At 36.2% G+C, this 18869-nt stretch carries 17 protein-coding genes; all 17 read right to left on the bottom strand.

The features are described 5' to 3' along the window. The gene (locus KI338_RS03485; protein WP_212919568.1) at positions 1–279 is read right to left on the bottom strand and encodes a YggT family protein; all 279 of its coding nucleotides are present in this window, start codon (positions 277–279) and stop codon (positions 1–3) included. 8 nt (positions 280–287) lie between these two features. Next, positions 288–713, bottom strand: coding sequence for a cell division protein SepF (locus KI338_RS03480; protein WP_212919567.1), 426 nt, complete (start codon positions 711–713; stop codon positions 288–290). Positions 714–731: 18 nt separating this feature from the next. Further along, a complete protein-coding gene (locus tag KI338_RS03475; RefSeq protein WP_212919566.1) occupies positions 732–1403 on the bottom strand; it encodes a YggS family pyridoxal phosphate-dependent enzyme in 672 nt (223 codons plus the stop codon). Between the two features lie 26 nt (positions 1404–1429). Further along, positions 1430–2239, bottom strand: a complete 810-nt coding sequence (gene pgeF, locus KI338_RS03470) for a peptidoglycan editing factor PgeF (RefSeq protein WP_212919565.1) — start codon at positions 2237–2239, stop codon at positions 1430–1432. 40 nt (positions 2240–2279) lie between these two features. Continuing rightward, on the bottom strand, positions 2280–2540 hold the full coding sequence (locus tag KI338_RS03465) for a YlmC/YmxH family sporulation protein (RefSeq protein WP_212919564.1): 261 nt from the start codon (positions 2538–2540) through the stop codon (positions 2280–2282). A 1037-nt stretch (positions 2541–3577) separates the two neighbouring features. Beyond that, the gene (gene sigG, locus KI338_RS03460) at positions 3578–4360 is read right to left on the bottom strand and encodes an RNA polymerase sporulation sigma factor SigG (RefSeq protein WP_212919563.1); all 783 of its coding nucleotides are present in this window, start codon (positions 4358–4360) and stop codon (positions 3578–3580) included. A gap of 121 nt (positions 4361–4481) precedes the next feature. After that, positions 4482–5186, bottom strand: coding sequence for an RNA polymerase sporulation sigma factor SigE (sigE, locus tag KI338_RS03455; RefSeq protein WP_373306330.1), 705 nt, complete (start codon positions 5184–5186; stop codon positions 4482–4484). A gap of 35 nt (positions 5187–5221) precedes the next feature. Then, the gene (gene spoIIGA, locus KI338_RS03450; RefSeq protein WP_212919561.1) at positions 5222–6142 is read right to left on the bottom strand and encodes a sigma-E processing peptidase SpoIIGA; all 921 of its coding nucleotides are present in this window, start codon (positions 6140–6142) and stop codon (positions 5222–5224) included. Between the two features lie 474 nt (positions 6143–6616). Further along, positions 6617–7747, bottom strand: a complete 1131-nt coding sequence (ftsZ, locus tag KI338_RS03445; protein WP_212919560.1) for a cell division protein FtsZ — start codon at positions 7745–7747, stop codon at positions 6617–6619. Between the two features lie 66 nt (positions 7748–7813). Further along, entirely contained in the window at positions 7814–9097 is a 1284-nt protein-coding gene (ftsA, locus tag KI338_RS03440) for a cell division protein FtsA (protein WP_212919559.1), read from the bottom strand. 210 nt (positions 9098–9307) lie between these two features. Then, positions 9308–10096 carry a cell division protein FtsQ/DivIB gene (locus KI338_RS03435; protein ID WP_212919558.1) on the bottom strand — a complete coding sequence of 263 codons (789 nt, stop codon included), beginning with the start codon at positions 10094–10096 and terminating at the stop codon, positions 9308–9310. A 151-nt stretch (positions 10097–10247) separates the two neighbouring features. Further along, the gene (spoVE, locus tag KI338_RS03430; protein ID WP_212919557.1) at positions 10248–11360 is read right to left on the bottom strand and encodes a stage V sporulation protein E; all 1113 of its coding nucleotides are present in this window, start codon (positions 11358–11360) and stop codon (positions 10248–10250) included. Positions 11361–11431: 71 nt separating this feature from the next. Beyond that, positions 11432–12781 (bottom strand): UDP-N-acetylmuramoyl-L-alanine--D-glutamate ligase, encoded by a 1350-nt coding sequence (murD, locus tag KI338_RS03425; protein ID WP_212919556.1) that lies wholly within the window; start codon positions 12779–12781, stop codon positions 11432–11434. Continuing rightward, entirely contained in the window at positions 12778–13764 is a 987-nt protein-coding gene (mraY, locus tag KI338_RS03420; protein ID WP_373306324.1) for a phospho-N-acetylmuramoyl-pentapeptide-transferase, read from the bottom strand. Before mraY ends, murD begins: the two co-directional genes overlap by 4 nt. Before the next feature lie 87 nt (positions 13765–13851). After that, a complete protein-coding gene (locus KI338_RS03415; RefSeq protein ID WP_212919555.1) occupies positions 13852–15210 on the bottom strand; it encodes a UDP-N-acetylmuramoyl-tripeptide--D-alanyl-D-alanine ligase in 1359 nt (452 codons plus the stop codon). A gap of 2 nt (positions 15211–15212) precedes the next feature. Beyond that, entirely contained in the window at positions 15213–16688 is a 1476-nt protein-coding gene (locus KI338_RS03410; protein WP_212919554.1) for a UDP-N-acetylmuramoyl-L-alanyl-D-glutamate--2,6-diaminopimelate ligase, read from the bottom strand. A gap of 159 nt (positions 16689–16847) precedes the next feature. Then, positions 16848–18797 carry a stage V sporulation protein D gene (locus KI338_RS03405; protein WP_212919553.1) on the bottom strand — a complete coding sequence of 650 codons (1950 nt, stop codon included), beginning with the start codon at positions 18795–18797 and terminating at the stop codon, positions 16848–16850. Positions 18798–18869 lie beyond the last annotated feature (72 nt).

Raw genomic sequence — 18869 nt, 5'->3', positions numbered from 1 at the left:
TTAGATCCAGTTTAGAAGCATGGAAAAAAGTGCAACTAAACCTCTTCCAGCGAGCTGTAGAACTAAAATAGCAACTACCGGAGAAAAGTCAATCATACCAATTGTTGGTATAAATCGACGGAACGGCTCTAAATAAGGTTCGCAAATCTTCGCAAGAAAATTTCCAAACGATGTATCTCGTGCTCCTGGAAACCACGACATAAAAATATAAATAATCAACCCTATGCTATACACTTGTAAAGCAGTTGCAAGAAAATTGTATACATATACAAGCCACATATATTATCTTACCATCCTTTATTAAAGTCCTCTTCCAATGTTTCAGAAATTGATCCAGTGATATCCATATTATCAGGGGCACATAGGAACGTTTGTGCACCTATTCGTTGTATTACACCGTTAACTGCATATATCGTCCCACTTAAAAAGTCTATGATTCTTTTTGCATCCTGATGATTCACACGTTGCAAATTAATTACAACTGCACGCTTACTCACAATATTATCAGCTATTTGCTGTGCCTCATCGAATGTCCTTGGTTCATATAGAACCATTTTAGTAGCGGAAGCTTTAACACTTTTTAAATCAATCACATTGGAAGATGTTTGTCTGATTTGATTTGGTTGAGTAGAAGTTACTTCTTCTTCAATATATTCATATTCATACTCATCGTCCATCGTAAAAAATGTTTTAATCTTATTTTTTATACTCATGGTCTCCACCTCACTTATTTAAGATCCAACCAATTTTGAGCCGATTCTTACATGGGTTGCGCCTTCCTCAATGGCAATTGGATAATCATTACTCATTCCCATTGACAAAAATTCACAAGGTGCGTGTTGCAGATTACTCTCTTTTACCTTATCACGTAATATACGAAGCTCTCGGAAAACATTATGTAATAATTCTTTGTCATCAGTATTTGGTGCCATTGTCATTAAACCAACGACACTTATTTTCGTAAGATGTGCAATGTCATTTATAAATGACATTACTTCATCTGGCTTCAAGCCATGCTTCGATTCCTCTCCACTCACATTTACCTGAACAAAGCATTTTACAGGCTTCTGTGCTCTTTTTTCAATTTCTTCTGCTAATGATAGCCTGTCCAAAGAATGAAGATAATCAATCTTATCAATAATATCTTTTACTTTTCTCGTTTGTAAACTTCCAATAAAATGCCAAATTGCTTCATTACCAAAATGCTGGTATTTTTCACGAAAGCCCTCAAGACGATTTTCGCCAAGGTTTATGATTCCAGACTGAAGCGCTTCCCTCGTTCTTTCTATTGTAACATATTTCGTAACGCCTATGATGGTTATTTCTTCAAAATTTCGATTGCTTTTTTGACAGGCAGCTTTCATCTCTGTTTGTATCTGCTGTAAATTTTGTGTGACATCCATAACTACCTGGTCCTCCCTATATTATTTTATTTACTGTATCCGATATATCCTAACATTCGACCTGTATTCCCATTATCGCGACGATGAGAAAAAAATAAATATTCATCACGAAATGTGCAATATTTTGATACATCTATATTATTACGAAATACTCCAGATTGCACAAGAATTTCTACATTTAATTGTTTTAGATCCAATAAATAGTGCTCATTCCCAACTGGTGTTAGAACTTTATCTTGAAATTCCACTGGTATCCGTTCTTTTACATAGCTGTCTACCTCATAATTATCCTTTGAAATACATGGACCGACTGCTACGAATAAGCTTTTTAAATCAACACCCAAATCTACTAACTTACTCGTCATGACCTCAGCAATTCTGGCAACAGTCCCTTTCCAGCCAGCATGAGCAATTCCAACATAACCAGTTTTTGAATCAAAGAAAAATATAGGTACGCAATCCGCAAAAAATGCTGTACATAAAAGTCCCTTTTCATTCGTAATTAATCCATCTATTCCTTTAAGAGCAGTATCTAAGGAGGTTGAACCTTTACCAGCATCCTCTTTATCTACAACATGAACAGCTCCTTGGTGAACTTGTTCCGCCGCAATCCAGTTTTCAACTGGTATATGAAGGGAGGAAGCAAGATTAAGTCTATTCGTTAAAACATCCTCGTATTTATCAGAAACATGTAACCCAAAATTATTACTTTCAAACTGGGCCTTGCTAACTCCACCATTTCGAGATGTAAATCCAACTTGAAGTGCTGGTGCCATGTCTGACCATTTTCTAATATGTAATAATGACTTTCCGTCATACTCAAAAATATCTTCCATCTTGTAATCCCCCTAAGAACGAATGAAATGATTCGTAGTATTATTCCTCTAGGTAAAGCTTAGGCCCATCAATATCCTTTACGAGTATAACATCAGAACCTATCGTGACGATTTGTTCCCAATATATCATTAATTCGTCTGGCTTTCCAAAAAAACCACCTTTTTTCTCACGCAAGTAAATGACTAATGCTATTATTCTACCACGGTCTGGATCAATTTCTAAATCAGAAATATGACCTAGTCTTCTTCCGTCATTAACAACAATCACTTCTTTCACTTGAAGCTCTGACAACTTAATCATCGAATACACCCCACCTTTTAGAAAATGTATATGCACTAGGCGGTTACTTCATTCAGTTAAGAAAGAAAGAGGAAGCAGGAAGCTATTCTTTCTATTTCTATCAAAAAATCTGGGGAGTATGGGGTTGATTATCACATTACAAGTAAAACAAATGCTTAACTTTCTTGCTGAGTTTATGTGTTTTTGTGAGGTAATTGCTGTTATGGTGCGTGATTAAAGGAAGAGATTAACTTTTTTCGGGAAGTAACAGCTTCTTTGGGGACCGTTTAGCTTGGGTTTTACTTTTTTCGGGAAGCAATAGCTTCTTTGGTGACCGTTCAGCTTAGGATTAACTATTTTCGGTAAGCAATAGCTTCTTTGGGGACCGTTCAGCTTAGGATTAACTATTTTCGGTAAGCAATAGCTTCTTTGGCGACCGTTTAGCTTGGGTTTTACTTTTTTCGGGAAGCAATAACTTCTTTGGGGACCGTTCAGCTTAGGATTAACTATTTTCGGTAAGCAATAGCTTCTTTGGGGACCGTTCAGCTTGGGTTTTACTTTTTTCGGGGCACAATAGCTACTTTGGGGACCATTCAGCTTGGGTTTTACTTTTTTCGGGAAGCAATAACCTCTTTGATGACCATTCAGCTTGCGATTTACTTTTTTCGGTAAGCAATAGCTTCTTTGGTGACCATTCAGCTTGCGATTTACTTTTTTCGGGACACAATAGCTCCTTTGCTTACCGTTTAGCTTGGGTTTTACTTTTTTCAGGACACAATAGCTCCTTTGCTTACCGTTTAGCTTGCGATTTGATTTTTTCGGGACACAATAGCTCCTTTACTTACCGTTTAGCTTGCGATTTGATTTTTTCGGGAAGCAATAGCTTCTTTGCTTACCGTTTCTCTAGTGAATCTCGTAAATTCGGCAGTAATATCAACCATCAACAAAAAACTTGTTTACCTCGTTATAACTCCCTAGTTAAGCAGCAGTAACTTTCAATCTAAGGATAAAAAGTAAAAAGAACAGACGTCATTGTCTGCTCTTTTGACCACATCATATTATAATTCAAACATCTGTTTATTCATTTGACTAATTGCAGCTTTTTCTAGACGTGAGACTTGTGCCTGTGAAATCCCGATTTCTTCTGCAACCTCCATCTGTGTTTTGCCCTGGAAAAAGCGCTTGTTTAGAATCATTTTTTCACGTTCATTTAATTGAACCATGCCCTCTTTTAAAGAAAGCTTGTCAACCCAAGTATCATCCTTATCCTTATCATCTTTTATTTGATCCACAACATAAATTGGATCCCCACCATCATTGTAAATTGGTTCAAACAATGATACTGGATCTTGTATCGCATCCATAGCAAAGACAACATCTGAATGGGGAACACCCATCTCCTCAGCTATTTCTGCAGGTGTCGGTTCTTTTGAGGTTTTGTTTATAAGCTTTTCTCTTACTTGTAATGCTTTATAAGCAATATCACGTAATGATCTTGAAACACGGATTGGATTATTATCTCGTAAATATCTACGGATTTCACCAATAATCATTGGAACTGCATAGGTTGAGAATCTAACATTATGACTTAAGTCAAAATTATCAATTGATTTCATTAACCCAATACAACCAACCTGAAACAAATCGTCAACATATTCTCCACGATTATTAAATCGTTGAATAACACTTAGAACAAGACGTAAGTTTCCATTCACTAATTCCTCTCTTGCAAGTAAATCCCCTTCCTGCATTTTAACAAACAGCTTTCGCATTTCTTCATTTGTTAGAACAGGTAGTTTCGATGTATCAACACCACATATTACAACTTTATGTCTAGTCATTCTGTACCCTCCCAGTTGGAGATGCTGTTCATGGACAGTATCTCCCCTAGAAGGGAAATTTATGCAGGGGAAAATTGCTAAAAAAGAGTGCTATAACCTAGCAAATGTAGTGCTACCAAGGCTATACCATTTTATTAAATTCTTTTTTTAAGCGTCGAATAATTTTCTTTTCTAAACGTGAGATATAGGACTGAGATATTCCTAACATATCTGCTACGTCTTTTTGTGTTTTTTCCTCTTCACCAACCAAACCAAACCTCAATTCCATAATTTGCTTTTCTCTAGCATTTAATTGAGCCAGGGCATTTTGAAGTAAGTGCTTATCAACCTTTGTTTCTAAATTCTTCGTAATGATATCATCATCTGTACCTAAAACATCAGATAGTAGAAGTTCATTACCGTCCCAGTCTATATTTAAAGGCTCATCAAAAGAGATTTCAGATTTTATCTTATTATTTCTTCGTAAATACATTAAAATCTCATTTTCTATACATCTTGAGGCATATGTAGCAAGCTTAATCTTTTTTTCTGGATTAAATGTATTCACAGCTTTTATTAATCCGATAGTTCCAATACTAATTAAATCCTCTATGTTAATTCCAGTATTTTCAAACTTACGTGCAATATATACCACCAGCCTGAGGTTACGCTCTATTAGAATAGAACGTGCGGTAGAATCTCCCTTCGTTAATAAGACAAGTAATTCGCTTTCCTCTTCCTTAGAAAGGGGTGGGGGTAATGCTTCACTTCCTCCAATATAATAAATCTCCTCAGACTTTATTCCTAGCTTTCTTAATAATTTATACCACCAAATCCGCATCTTCATTTTAAGTTTTACCACAGATATCGCTCCTTTTTACTTTATGCTGAATGAATAGTTGCCAGTTTTATAATTTGTGGGTGAAGTAGACAGTGATAGCTCTGATCCTTTGTTAGTGTTGAAAATTGGATTCCCACTAAGAATTTTGTTGCTATAATTTTTTGTTCACCATACCTTATGGATAATTCTTCTGGTTTTAGAGCAAATAAAAAGTTACTCTTTCCTTCTACACCATGAAATGGAACTATTTGAATATACTTCTCCCAACTTACCGGAATCTTATCGATATCAAAATTTTCAAATGCCCCTTTTAACTTTATCCAATCATCCTCCTGAAACCATTGCTGTAAAAATGATTCATCACAGATAATGACTGGTTTTTTGGTTAGAGGATCTACTAATTGATTTCCACTATCTACATATCCAGTAGTGGAAAAACGTATCCCTCTGATTTGGAGTGTAACATCATAAATCTGATCATATCGGATTTTATCAACGACGTGCTTGTCCATACGGCTTTTCGTAAACCAAAATGCAATTGGAAATCCTATGATGATAAATATCCAGCTTACCGGGTCTCCTAAACCACTGCTAAAGGTTAATATACCGTTTACGGATAAGGCTACTGGGTTTTGTAGCAAATAATGTGCAGCAAATAGCCCACCTCCGATGGAAAATGTAACAAAATAGAACATTAGCAGTTGTTTTAGGAATAGCCTTATGGTTGTAAACTGGAATGTTACCAAGATGATTAGAATAGAATAAAGTAACTTACCATATACCGTATTCAGAAAAGCACTTGGATAATAAATTGTTGCTGGTACAATTAAGGATGCAACTATGGCCCCAATAACCAGTCTCCTTTTCAGTGTGTACACTCTACTTAGTGCCTGTGTTAGCATTAACAGCATTAAATCTAGCAGAAGATTAAGCACCCAAACGGCATCCAGGTAGATGGTCATGCATTTTCTTCCTTTCTAGAACAGAGAACTCACATAAATATTTCATTAATGACTGAGATTATACTGACCTCTAATCTTCGGTAAAAACTGATTCCTAATAGAAACGCTATCGCTTATCCCTATGCATAGAAGGATACTTCCGGGTAAGGTACTACCTGCAACTTTGCAATTGCACTACTTCCTTTCATACTTGCAGGTACTAGGAACGCCATTTTACATATGAAGGAGTATCTATCTTTTTGTCTAATCTACCAAGAGAAAGTTGCCAGTAGAGAGTAATTTTTAAGATAAGCTATAAAGTGAAGTATAAACTAGTGAATCAGCGAAGTCTGTCACATCCTGTGTGAAAATTTGTGCTAATTTCAACTAGTTATGTCGAGGAAAATTTTGGAGTAGCAGGTTGATTATTACGTTTTAAAAGATACAACAAAAAAACGTATAACTTAATCAGTTATACGTTTTCTCGTTTTTCATTTAGCGATTTCTATTTCTATTTCGTAAAAATGTAGGAACATCTAAGTCATCTTCAACTTGAGGACGAGATGGTTGTTCTCTAGTATCCCTCACAAATTCTTGACTTTCTCTTGTAGCAGCATGTTGATGTGTCTGATTAGTTGCAGGACGCTGTCTTACTTGAGGTTCTACTTTTTTGTTTTCGTCAAACCCTGTTGCAATTACCGTCACGATTATCTCATCTTTTAAGTCCTCGTTAATTACAGAGCCAAAAATAACATTTACTTCATCATCTGCAGCATTTGTGACTAAATCTGCAGCTTCTTGAACCTCATAAAGACTTAAATTCGTACCACCTGTTATATTCATCAAAATTCCATGTGCACCATCAATAGAAGTCTCTAGTAATGGAGAAGAAATAGCTTTTTTAGCTGCTTCTGTTGCACGGTTCTCACCAGTTGCGATACCTATTCCCATTAATGCAGAACCTTTGTTGAACATAATTGTTTTAACGTCAGCAAAGTCAACATTAATTAAACCTGGTTTTGCAATCAAATCAGAAATACCTTGTACACCTTGACGTAAAACATTGTCTGCTTCTCTAAATGCTTCAAGCATTGGAGTATTTTTATCAACAATCTCAAGTAAACGGTCATTTGGAATAACTATTAGTGTATCTACATTATTCTTTAATGCTTCAATTCCTGAGATAGCTTGGGTAGATCTTCTACGTCCTTCAAAAGAGAACGGACGAGTCACAACACCTACAGTTAGAGCACCTAAGTCTTTAGCTATTTGAGCAATGACAGGGGCAGCACCGGTTCCAGTACCTCCACCCATTCCTGCAGTTACAAAAATCATATCAGCACCTTGAAGTATCTCTTCAAGTTGTTCTCTACTTTCTTCAGCTGCTTTCTTACCAACCTCTGGATTGGCTCCAGCCCCAAGACCTCTAGTTAGCTTTCCGCCGATTTGAATCTTCGTCTCTGCTTTGGAAAGGTTCAAGGCCTGTGCATCTGTATTAGCAGCAATAAATTCAACACCTTCTACGCCATGGTCAATCATACGGTTTACTGCGTTATTTCCGCCTCCACCGACACCGATAACCTTAATCGTCGCTAATTGATCAATACTTGTATCAAACTCTAACATTTTCGTTCCTCCTAATATGCAAATTACAAGATTTCTAGAAGCTAATTTTTAGTTTGGGAACGCCGATTAATCGAAGAAATACTTAAACAAATTAGCAATTCCAGATTCTTTTTTCTCGCTCTCACCTGAATTAGTCGTTTTAATCGGTTGTTTTTTCATTCGTTTTACTTTAGGTTCTTCTATTGCTTGTGTGATAGCCGGGAATAATTGTTTTCCCTGAATTTTTGCATTATGATATGCAAATTGTAAGATACCAACACCAGCTGTGAATTGTGCTTCTCTTACGCCTATGTAATCTGGGATTGCAATGCGAACATTCGCTTGGAAACAATCACTAGCCAATTCTAAAGCACCAGGCATTTTCATCGTACCTCCAGTTAAAACATATCCCCCTGGAAGCTCTCTATAGCCCATACGACGAATTTCTCTTTCGGCAAAAGCATATATTTCTTCTAGTCTTGCCTCAATCATATCTGCGATTTGTAATTGATTAAAGGACTGTCTTGTATTACTACCAATAATAGATGCTTCAAACACTTCGTCTTCTTGTGCATCATTATAAAAAGCATGACCATGATTTAGCTTAATATCCTCTGCTTCCTCAGTGGTGGTGCGAAGCCCAATGGATAGATCTTTCGTTATATTATCTCCACCAAGAGGTATCACACTAGTTGCAGCAATATGGTCGTTTTCAAATACAGAAACCGTAGTACAACCTCCACCCACATCGATAAGAGCAACACCAAGATTTTTCTCATCTTTTGATAGTGCAATTGTACCTGCAGCTAATGGCTGAAGGGAAATATCTGCAACTCTTAGATTTGCTCGCTCAACACATTTTAAAATATTATGTAAAATAGTCTTTGAGCAAGTAATAATCGTACCTTCCATTTCCAATCGCACACCAATCATACCTCTAGGATCAGTGATTTCATCTAGTCCATCAACTATAAATTGTTTTGGAATAACATCAATAATTTCTCTTTCTGGTGGAATAGAAATAACTTGAGCACCATCAATGACGCGTTTCACATCTTCATCTGTAATTTCACGATTTTCACTTTGTACAGCAACTACCCCATGGCAAGGCAGTAATTGAATATGATTACCACTTATTCCAACTACAACACTGTCAATATGCATACCAACCATACGCTCTGCCTGCTCAACCGCACTCCGAATAGAGTGAACGGTTTGATCAATATCAACAATTGCACCTTTTTTCATACCATTTGATTTTGCAGTACCTACGCCAATAATGTTTAGGGAATCATTTAAAACTTCGCCAATTATTACTTTAATTTTTGTTGTACCTATATCAAGACTGACAAGTATGTCATTGTTGTTCAACAAAGGCACCTCCTAGTTCAAAAGCTCCAAAAAAAATAATCTGTATTCATAAAAACCATGATAATAACTTAAATAGTAGATTAACTTACTATAATCTATTATTTTAAAGGATTTTGTATAAAAAAGAAACATATATCTAGCATTTACCTAAAAACTAATCATATTTTAATAGAATAGTAATATAATTGAATAAAACGATTTAAATAATCTCTATTCAACATTTTCATTCATTAACTTCTCATCATCGGTTAATTCCTTGTTAAACGGCTCAAAATAAGCCCCAACACCGATGTGAATAATTCCTTCCATAGCTGGATCAAGCTGGGTAACAATCGAAGGATATACAGACATTTTCTCAGCAAAATTACGAATTGATGACTCCACCATAAATCCGTCTGTCATATAAAGCGTAATCGCGTTTTTGTTTTTGTCAGATGGTGTCCAGTGTAATTCGGAAATAAGGTTAAAAATATTGACTGGTAGCTTACTTAATTCCTTAGACATCTCCATAAGTGCCTTTTCATCTTGAAAACCAACTAATAATGGAGCATCTCCTGCCATATCTTTTTTACTGTCAGAGAATACCAATCCGTTTGATAGAATTGGATGATATTGATTGTCCTTCTTTATGTAGCCTATTCGCTTATGCTCGACAACTTGAATCTCAACAGTCCACGGAAGCTTTGTCTCCACTGAAACAGTATTAATCAAAGGATTTCTTCTCAATTTATGTATAATATCCTCTTTATCAATTGTCCAAATATTGGTATCCTTTTTAATTCCACTCTGTTCAATAATTTCTTTATCAGGCAAAAATGAATTTCCTGAAACGTTTATTGTTTTAACATCGCTGAGTGGAGATTGCAGGTAGACAATGATAGATATTAAGAAGAAAAAAATAGTTAAGTAAAATACAAGGCGTCTATTAGCCTTCTTTTTACGAGCTTGCTTCAATTTTGGAATACGATCCTCTATCGAAACAATTTTTTCTTTCGTCATTCTATTCTATCCTTTTTGAAAAATTAACACATGAAAACGGCATACGTGATGCCGTTTATCCCCTGCGTTATTTTGATTATATCATACAATAGATAAAAACAAATAGTAGACTTACACAAGAATTAGTATAAAAATATCAACAGCTCTTCAATTACACTCTTGCATTTCTACTAATGTTTAATAATATTCCGACAGAACATAAAGTAAGTGTTAAAGAAGAACCACCATAGCTAAGAAATGGGAGTGTTATTCCTGTAACAGGTATGAGACCAATAACAACACTGATATTAATCATAACTTGAACTGTTAGCATTGATACAATTCCTAGTGCTAAAAATCTCCCAAACGAATCCGGTGCTTCTATAGATACTCGAACACCTCTCCAGAACAAAAGAATAAACAAAAGGAGTAAAATAGAGCCGCCGATAAAACCTAATTCTTCTCCTAAAATAGCAAAGATAAAATCTGTTTGTGGCTCTGGCAAATAGAAATATTTTTGTAAACTATTCCCTAAACCTACTCCCATTAATCCCCCCGGACCAATTGCGTATAAAGACTGAATAATTTGGAATCCATCACCAAGTGGATCTTCCCATGGATTAAGATAGGCGGTAATTCTACTGATTCGATACGGAGCAGATAAGATTAAAAGTGCGAAGCCTCCTAAACCTAACAGCCCTAATCCTATAAAGTGAAGTATTCGTGCACCAGAAACAAAAATCATAATCATGCAGGTTAATACAAGTACCATACCAGTTCCAAGGTCTGGTTGTAACATAATTAACCCAAATGCAGTAAAGACCAGGATCAATGATGGCAGAAATCCTTTTTTAAACGAGGTGATGTATTTTTGATTCGTAGATAAATAGACAGATAAAAATATAATTAAGCCCAGTTTCATAAATTCAGAAGGCTGTATACTAAATGCACCTACTCCAATCCAGCTCTGCGCTCCCCCTCGAACAAGCCCTACACCTGGAATAAGTACTAGTAATAACAGACCAAAGCACACTAGCAAGATTACTCTAGCATACTTTGCCCAATTATAATATGGAATGGTCATAAAGAAAAACATGCCTGCTATTCCCACACCAGCAAATAATAGCTGTCTTTTTACAAAGTACATGGAATCTGCATATTTATATTCTGCCCAAACATAAGAAGAGCTATATACCATTACTATTCCGATCAGAAGCAATAGTAGAATGATGGTTAATAAAAAGTAATCCGGCTTGTCCTTTACCGATAATTGCTTTTCAAACAAAAAAAACACCCCTAACTTTGTTTGTTTAGGGGCGAGCGTAAAATATTCTATTATGTTATATATACAAGCCCCTACTTAATTGTATGCACGGCTTGTATAAACATGTCTCCTCTTTCTTCAAATGTCTTATATTGATCCCAGCTAGCACATGCTGGAGATAATAATATTACATCACCCTTTTCTGAAAGGGCATAGGCTTTGTGCACAGCGTCTTGCATATCGTTTGCATGTTCTATTATGGCTACTCCTGCTTTTTCTGCAGATGCTTTTACCTTGTCAGCTGTCTGACCAAACACAACCATTGCCTTCACATTACTTAAGTAAGGAATTAATTCATCAAAGCCATTCCCTCGATCTAGACCACCTGCTAAAAGAACAATTGGCTGTTGAAAAGCTGATAAGGCCTTTTGAGTGGCAAGAATATTTGTGGCTTTTGAATCATTATAGAAAATCCGTTCATTAATCTTATCCACATATTGAAGACGGTGGTGAACACCAGAAAATGTCGTCAACACCTCATAGATTCCTTCATTTGTTGCTCCGGCAAGCTTCGCTGCACTTACAGCTGCTAGAATATTTTCTAGATTGTGTGCACCTACTAATACAATATCTTCAATAGCAATTATCTTTTCCTCTTGAAAATAAATGAATACTTCATCCGTCCATGCCCCATCAACTAATTTCTGTGAAATGGAAAATGGCACTCTTACAGATTTAATATCCTTACTTACTTCTAGTACGTTTGAATCATCAGCATTATATACGAGAAAATCATCTTCGGTTTGATTGATAAATATATTCGCCTTTGCCTCTTTATAATTCGAAAACGTTTTGTGATAGTCTAAATGTGCTTCATAAATATTTAAAAGCACTGCAATTTTCGGACGGAACTTCCTTATGCCCAAGAGCTGAAAAGAGGAAAGCTCCAGTACCATTTTTTCATCTGTTGCTAATTCTCTAGCTACATCTGTTGCAACAATTCCAATATTTCCCGCAACTTTAACTTTTTCGTCACTTGCTTTTAGCATCTCATATAATAATGTTGTTGTTGTTGTTTTTCCATTAGAGCCAGTTATTCCAATAATGGTTCCTTCTGCTAACATTCCAGCTAATTCAATTTCTGTAATTATCGGAATAGCTCTTTTTTCTGCTTCAGATAAGATAACATTTTCATAAGGTATTCCTGGATTTTTAATTACTAAATCAATACCTTCTAGTGCTGACAGTGGATGGGACCCGACAATTACTTCTGCTCCCATTGCTTGTAAGTGGATTACTGCTTCATCATGCGCACTTGCCTTATAATCATTCACTCGAACCTTAATGCCACTCTCAAGCAGTACAGTTGCTGCTGCTGTTCCACTTTTGGCTAGTCCTAAAACAAGAACATGACGATAAGGAAAATCAATTAATTTGTTCAACCTAACCACACCTCGATGTATATACCTAGAGCAGCAAAAACAAGCCCCATGAACCAGAACGTTGTTACAACTCTCCATTCAGACCAACCAACAAGTTCATAGTGGTGATGTAGTGGACTCATTTTAAATACCCTTTTTCCGGTAGTTTTAAAAGAAATTACTTGGATAATTACCGATAGAGTTTCCATAACAAAGACTCCACCAATAATAACCAATAGAATCTCAAGTTTTGTTAAAATAGCAACTGCTGCAATTGCTCCACCTAAAGCTAGAGAACCTGTATCTCCCATAAAGACCTTAGCAGGATGTGCATTAAATACAAGAAAACCTAATAATGCGCCAACAACAGCTAATGCAAAGATAGAGACTTCACTTTGCGAATTAATGTACCAAGCTAGTATACCAAATGCACCAAATGCAATTGCTGCTGTGCCTGCTAATAGCCCATCCAAACCGTCAGTTAGATTGACGGCATTAGAAGCTCCAACTAGCATAAAAATAATTAATAATGCATAACCAATTCCTAAATCCCATTGAATATCAGTTCCAGGTATTTGTATATAGGTTGGAAACTCGTTTTTCTTTAAAATAATATAAAAGATTATTGCAATTATCAGTTGTCCTATTAATTTTTGCCTAGAAGTTAGACCTAGATTTCTTTTCAGGGCAACCTTTATATAATCATCTAAAAATCCTAATAGCCCATATCCTATAAGGACAAATAGGAGAAGCCCTATTTCATAACCTATATCTCCTTGACCATATTTATAACCCATAATTAGCGATGTAGCTATTATACTTAGAACAATCATGATACCTCCCATTGTAGGAGTACCTTTTTTCTTCATGTGAGACTTTGGTCCCTCTTCCCGTATGCTTTGTCCAAACTTTAAACGCCTTAAAAACGGAATTAAAATTGGAGACAATAGGACGGCAATTAAAAACGCTATCGCTAATGTTATGATTAGTACAATTATATCCACAATTCTTCCTCCTTATATTACCAACCGTCCAACCAAAAAAACTGTATCTATTCTATGGATCGTCGTGTTGTAATTCCCATTGATGCACTACTTTATTTTGTCAATTATTGATTCTAGCTCCATTCCTCTGGAAGCTTTAAATAATATAAGTGAATCCTTGCTTAAAAAACGTTTCAGCTCAGGTAGAATGTCCTCTTTTTGATGGAAATGTTTCACCGTAAGATTAGGATATTTTTTTCGAACTATTTCGGCTATCACTGAAGAATCCTCACCAACCGTATATACAGCTGTAGGACTGTCATCAATTACTTCTGCGACAGTTTTATGAAGAGTGCGAGAGTCTTTCCCTAACTCATAAATATCACCTAATACTAATACTTTATGTTGAAAACCACTCATTTCCTTTACTACTTGAATTGCAGCTATCATAGAAGTAGGAGATGCATTATAGGCATCATTAATAATAGATACGCCATTCTCTCCTGTTAACATTTCAAAACGCATGCCTGTTACAGTAAGGGATGATAATGCATGCTGTATCTGTTCTACGCTAATGTCTAATAGTTTCCCTAGTACAATACCATATGAAGCATTTTTGGCATTGTGCTTACCAAGTAATGAAACCGTATAAGAATTCTCATCAGATGCTGAAAAGGTAGTTTGATGATGGTGCAGCTGAATATTAGTGATAACAAAATCATTATCCTCACTAAACCCTACCTTTTTAACATTGGAATTGGCATGGACATGAGAGAGTAACGCCTCATCTCCATCAATGATTAACTTTCCAGTTGGTTTAAGACCACTAGTAATCTCTAATTTCGCCTTCGCAATCCCTTCACGTGATCCTAAATATTCAATATGGGATTCCCCAATATTAGTGATAATGGCATAGTCTGGTTTCGCTATTTTGGAAAGCAATTCAATTTCACCAAAACTACTCATCCCCATCTCTAATACTAGAACTTCCGTATCTCTGTCCATAGAAAGGATCGTAAAAGGTACACCAAACTCATTATTGAAATTACCATTTGTAAAATGTGTTTTATATTTCTCTTTCGTAATAGAAGATACAATGTCTTTCGTTGTTGTCTTACCATTGGATCCTGTTATACCAATAACAATTGGATTTACTTCATCACGGTAACAACTTGCCAAATGCTGTAATGCTTTTGTAGTATCCTCAACATAAAAAATAGGAAAATCCCTAGGTAATTGATCTGGTACAGACTTTTTCATGTCCCATAATGCTGCAGTAATACCATTTTCATAGGCTTGTAAAATGAAATCGTGTCCGTCAAAATGCTCACCTATTATTGGTATAAATAATGCATCACTTGTTTCGATTCTGCTATTTGTAATAACTTGTTTTATTTCTGTATGTCCAGTAATTTCTCCATTCGTATTCGGAAAAATTGTCTGAAGCCAATTCAAAGTAAATAACATCTTCATGTCTCCTTAGCTATCAATGCTTCTTTGGCAACTTCTCGATCATCAAAATGATACTTCGTATGCCCAACCAGTTGATATGTTTCATGTCCCTTTCCAGCAATTAGAATTACATCGTCCTCTTTCGCTTGCTGGATGGCATAGAAGATTGCCTTTTTCCGGTTAATTATAACCTCATAGCTTCCAAATGAATCTGGAAGACCTTCTGTCATATCGGATAAAATGTCATTCGGATCCTCTGTACGAGGATTATCGGATGTGAAAATTGCATTATCGGCATATTTTATTGCTATCTTTGCCATTAAAGGCCTTTTTGTTCGATCACGGTCGCCGCCACAGCCAACTACCACATATACCTTTTGTTTTGCAAATTCACGGATAGTCTTTAATACATTTTCAAGCGAGTCTGGTGTATGTGCATAATCTACAATCACTGAAAAGGGATGTTGATGCTGAACCAGCTCAAACCGTCCATGAACACCTTTTATGCTTTCTAATGCTTTTTTTATCGTCAATAATGGTACTCCTGTAACTAGTGCCGCACTACTCGCAGCTAACATATTCGACACATTAAATTTACCGATTAAATTACTCCTGATTTCCACATTTCCTCTAGGGGTACATAATAAAAACTGCGTTCCAGATGGAGTTAGACGAATGGATTTTGCCATAATCAAAGAATCTTTTTCTATTCCATACGTAATTATTGCTTGTGAGGTTGCACGTTTTAATTTTTTACATGCTGGATCATCATGATTGATGATGGCATATTTCCTATCATTTAATCGATATGCATTGCCCATTTGAGCAAATAAAAGACTTTTTGCCCGGAGATAGTCCTCCATCGAATCATGATAATCTAAATGATCTTGTGTCAGGTTAGTGAAAATGGCTATATTATAATCGCAACCATATACCCTTCCTTGGTCAAGTGCATGGGAGGATACCTCCATTATGATCCGGTCTACTCCTTCGTCAACCATTTTTCGAAAGGTTTTCTGTAAGAATAATGCATCAGGAGTTGTATTATCTACTGGATATACTTTTTCTGCAATCTTCATATGGATTGTGCCGATAACTGCTGTTTTATTTGCATGAAGTTGAAATATTTTTTCTAGAAGGTATGTAACGGTAGTTTTTCCATTTGTTCCAGTAACACCAATTAGCGGAACCGAATTAGTGGGAAAGTCATAATATTTTGCGGCTGCCATTGCTAAAAATCTAATCGTGTCAGAAACGACTATAACTGGAACAGAAGCTGTGATATTTTTTTCTGCTACAATTACTACAGCTCCATTGGTAATTGCTTCATTAACATAATCATGTCCATCCACCGTAAAACCACTTATACAAACAAATAAGTCTCCTTTGGTTATCTCCCTAGAATCCATTTTGATTTCGTTGATTTCAATGTCATAGGTATCAGAGAATTGTTCCGAAAATGGATATAAGGAAAGAATTTCTTTCAGTCTCATATATGACATCCTTCCTTTATTTCTCCATTATACGATTCTCTCATGAATATATAAGAGGGAGGTACCCTCTTATATATTCAATCTTATCCATTATAACAAAAATGAAAGTCTTTCTGAATCATTTTCTTTTCTTCTTAGACATGAATTTTCTCGTACAAACTATTCGTTATCTTTTTTGTCTTTATTATCGTCTGACAGGTAAATTCGAATTTTTGATCCTGCATCTACCTTTGTTCCTGGGTCAGGGTCCTGATTAATAATATAGTCACCCTTACCACTAGATTCAATGGAAAGATCTGACATCATCTTAACTAACTCACTTTTAGGCAACCCAATTAAGTCTGGAACCTCTACCTTTGGTTGTTCTGGCCAAATATATTCTTTATCTAATCCATCTTTTCTAGGTTTTACCCCCATGACTGGCAAGCTATCACCAATAATAGTTCCGACAATTGGTGCTGCAACTGTTCCACCAAATTGTCGAACTCCTTTTGGATTATCGACCGCCACATATACTACAATTTGCGGATCATCTGCTGGTGCAAAACCGATAAAGGAAACAATATGGTTATTTTCCAAATATCCACCATTTGGACCTACCTTTTGAGCAGTTCCTGTCTTTCCTCCTACCCGATAACCATCAACATATGCAGGTCTACCAGTTCCTTTTGCAACAACACTCTCTAGTGCCTTGCGAATTTCATCAGAGGTCTCACTAGAAATAACTCGACCTCTTAATTTCGGCTCTATCTTTGATACTACTTCTTTTGTTTGAGGATTTAGCCATTCCTTTGCAATATGTGGCTCATACAGATATCCACCGTTTATCGTTGCAGAAACAGCCATGACCTGTTGAATTGGTGTAACTGAAACTCCCTGACCAAATGCTGTAGTAGCTAGTTCCACAGGGCCAACATTCTCTTCTTTAAATAGAATCCCTGACCCTTCACCTTGAAGATCAATTCCCGTTTCAGATCCAAAACCGAATTTTTTAATATAGCTAAATAGCTTTTCCTTTCCTAATTCCTCACCTAGATGAACAAAGCCGGGGTTACATGAATTTTGAACAACTTCTAGGAACGTTTGGCTACCGTGTCCACCAGGTTTCCAACACCGAAGTCTTGCTCCCCCTACTTCCACATGACCTGGATCATGGAAGTGGTCATTTTGTAAATCTACAATTTTTTCTTCTAATGCCGCTGCAAGTGTAATAATTTTAAAGGTGGAACCAGGTTCATATGTACTCCATATTGGTAAATTTCGGTTATAAACGGTTGAATCCACCTCTTGATAATTTTCAGGATTAAAATTAGGTCTTGATGTCATCGCCAATATACCACCAGTTTTGGGGTCTACGGCAATCGCTAAAGCACCATCAGGATTGTATTTTGCGACTGCTAAATCCATCTCTCTTTCCATAATCGTTTGAATCCTAGAATCAATTGTGGTAACCAAGTCAAAGCCATCTTTTGGTGGTTTATACACATCGGCCAACTGGTTTAAACGCCTACCTTTTGCATCAGAATAGAAGGACAAGCTTCCTTCTTCACCATCAAGCATATCATCATAATACAACTCTAGACCCATAAGACCCTGATTATCAATTCCCGCAAAACCTAATACATGCGCTAAATCGTCACCGAACGGGTAATGCCTAATGGAATCCTTTGCTAAATATACACCTTCTAAATTTAAGGTTCGGACAGCTCTTTCCTGTTCTTCCGTTAATTTTCTTCCTTCTGGATGAATATTAACAGAACTAGCTGATTTCGTAACATATTCGAATGCTTTCTTCTCAGGCATGTCCAAGATTTCAGCTAACTTCTTTGCAGTATCCTCCGGGTTTGTGATCTGCCTAGGTACCACTACAACAGAAGGTGCAGTAACGTTTTCTGCCAAAATTTCTCCATTCACATCCAAAATGTGTCCTCGTTCAGGTTGAAAAGCAATATTTCTACTCCATGATTCGTCGGCTTTTTCCATAAGCTGATCACCGAGTACAAATTGAACATAGCCTAATCGAAGATCGATTATCCCAAATACAATTAAACCAATAAGAAAAACAGCGACTAATCGTTTTCTAACTGTTACCGTTGATACTCGTTTCATCTTCCATCTCCTTCACATACATAGGTAGGCTTGTATCAACTATATGTTTAAAAAAACTGATTAGAACACTGT

It is taken from the genome of Ornithinibacillus bavariensis, assembly GCF_018333235.1.
GTDB lineage: Bacteria > Bacillota > Bacilli > Bacillales > Amphibacillaceae > Ornithinibacillus > Ornithinibacillus bavariensis.
Note: the sequence above shows the minus strand (reverse complement) of the source record. Positions and strands in the feature narration are given on the sequence as shown.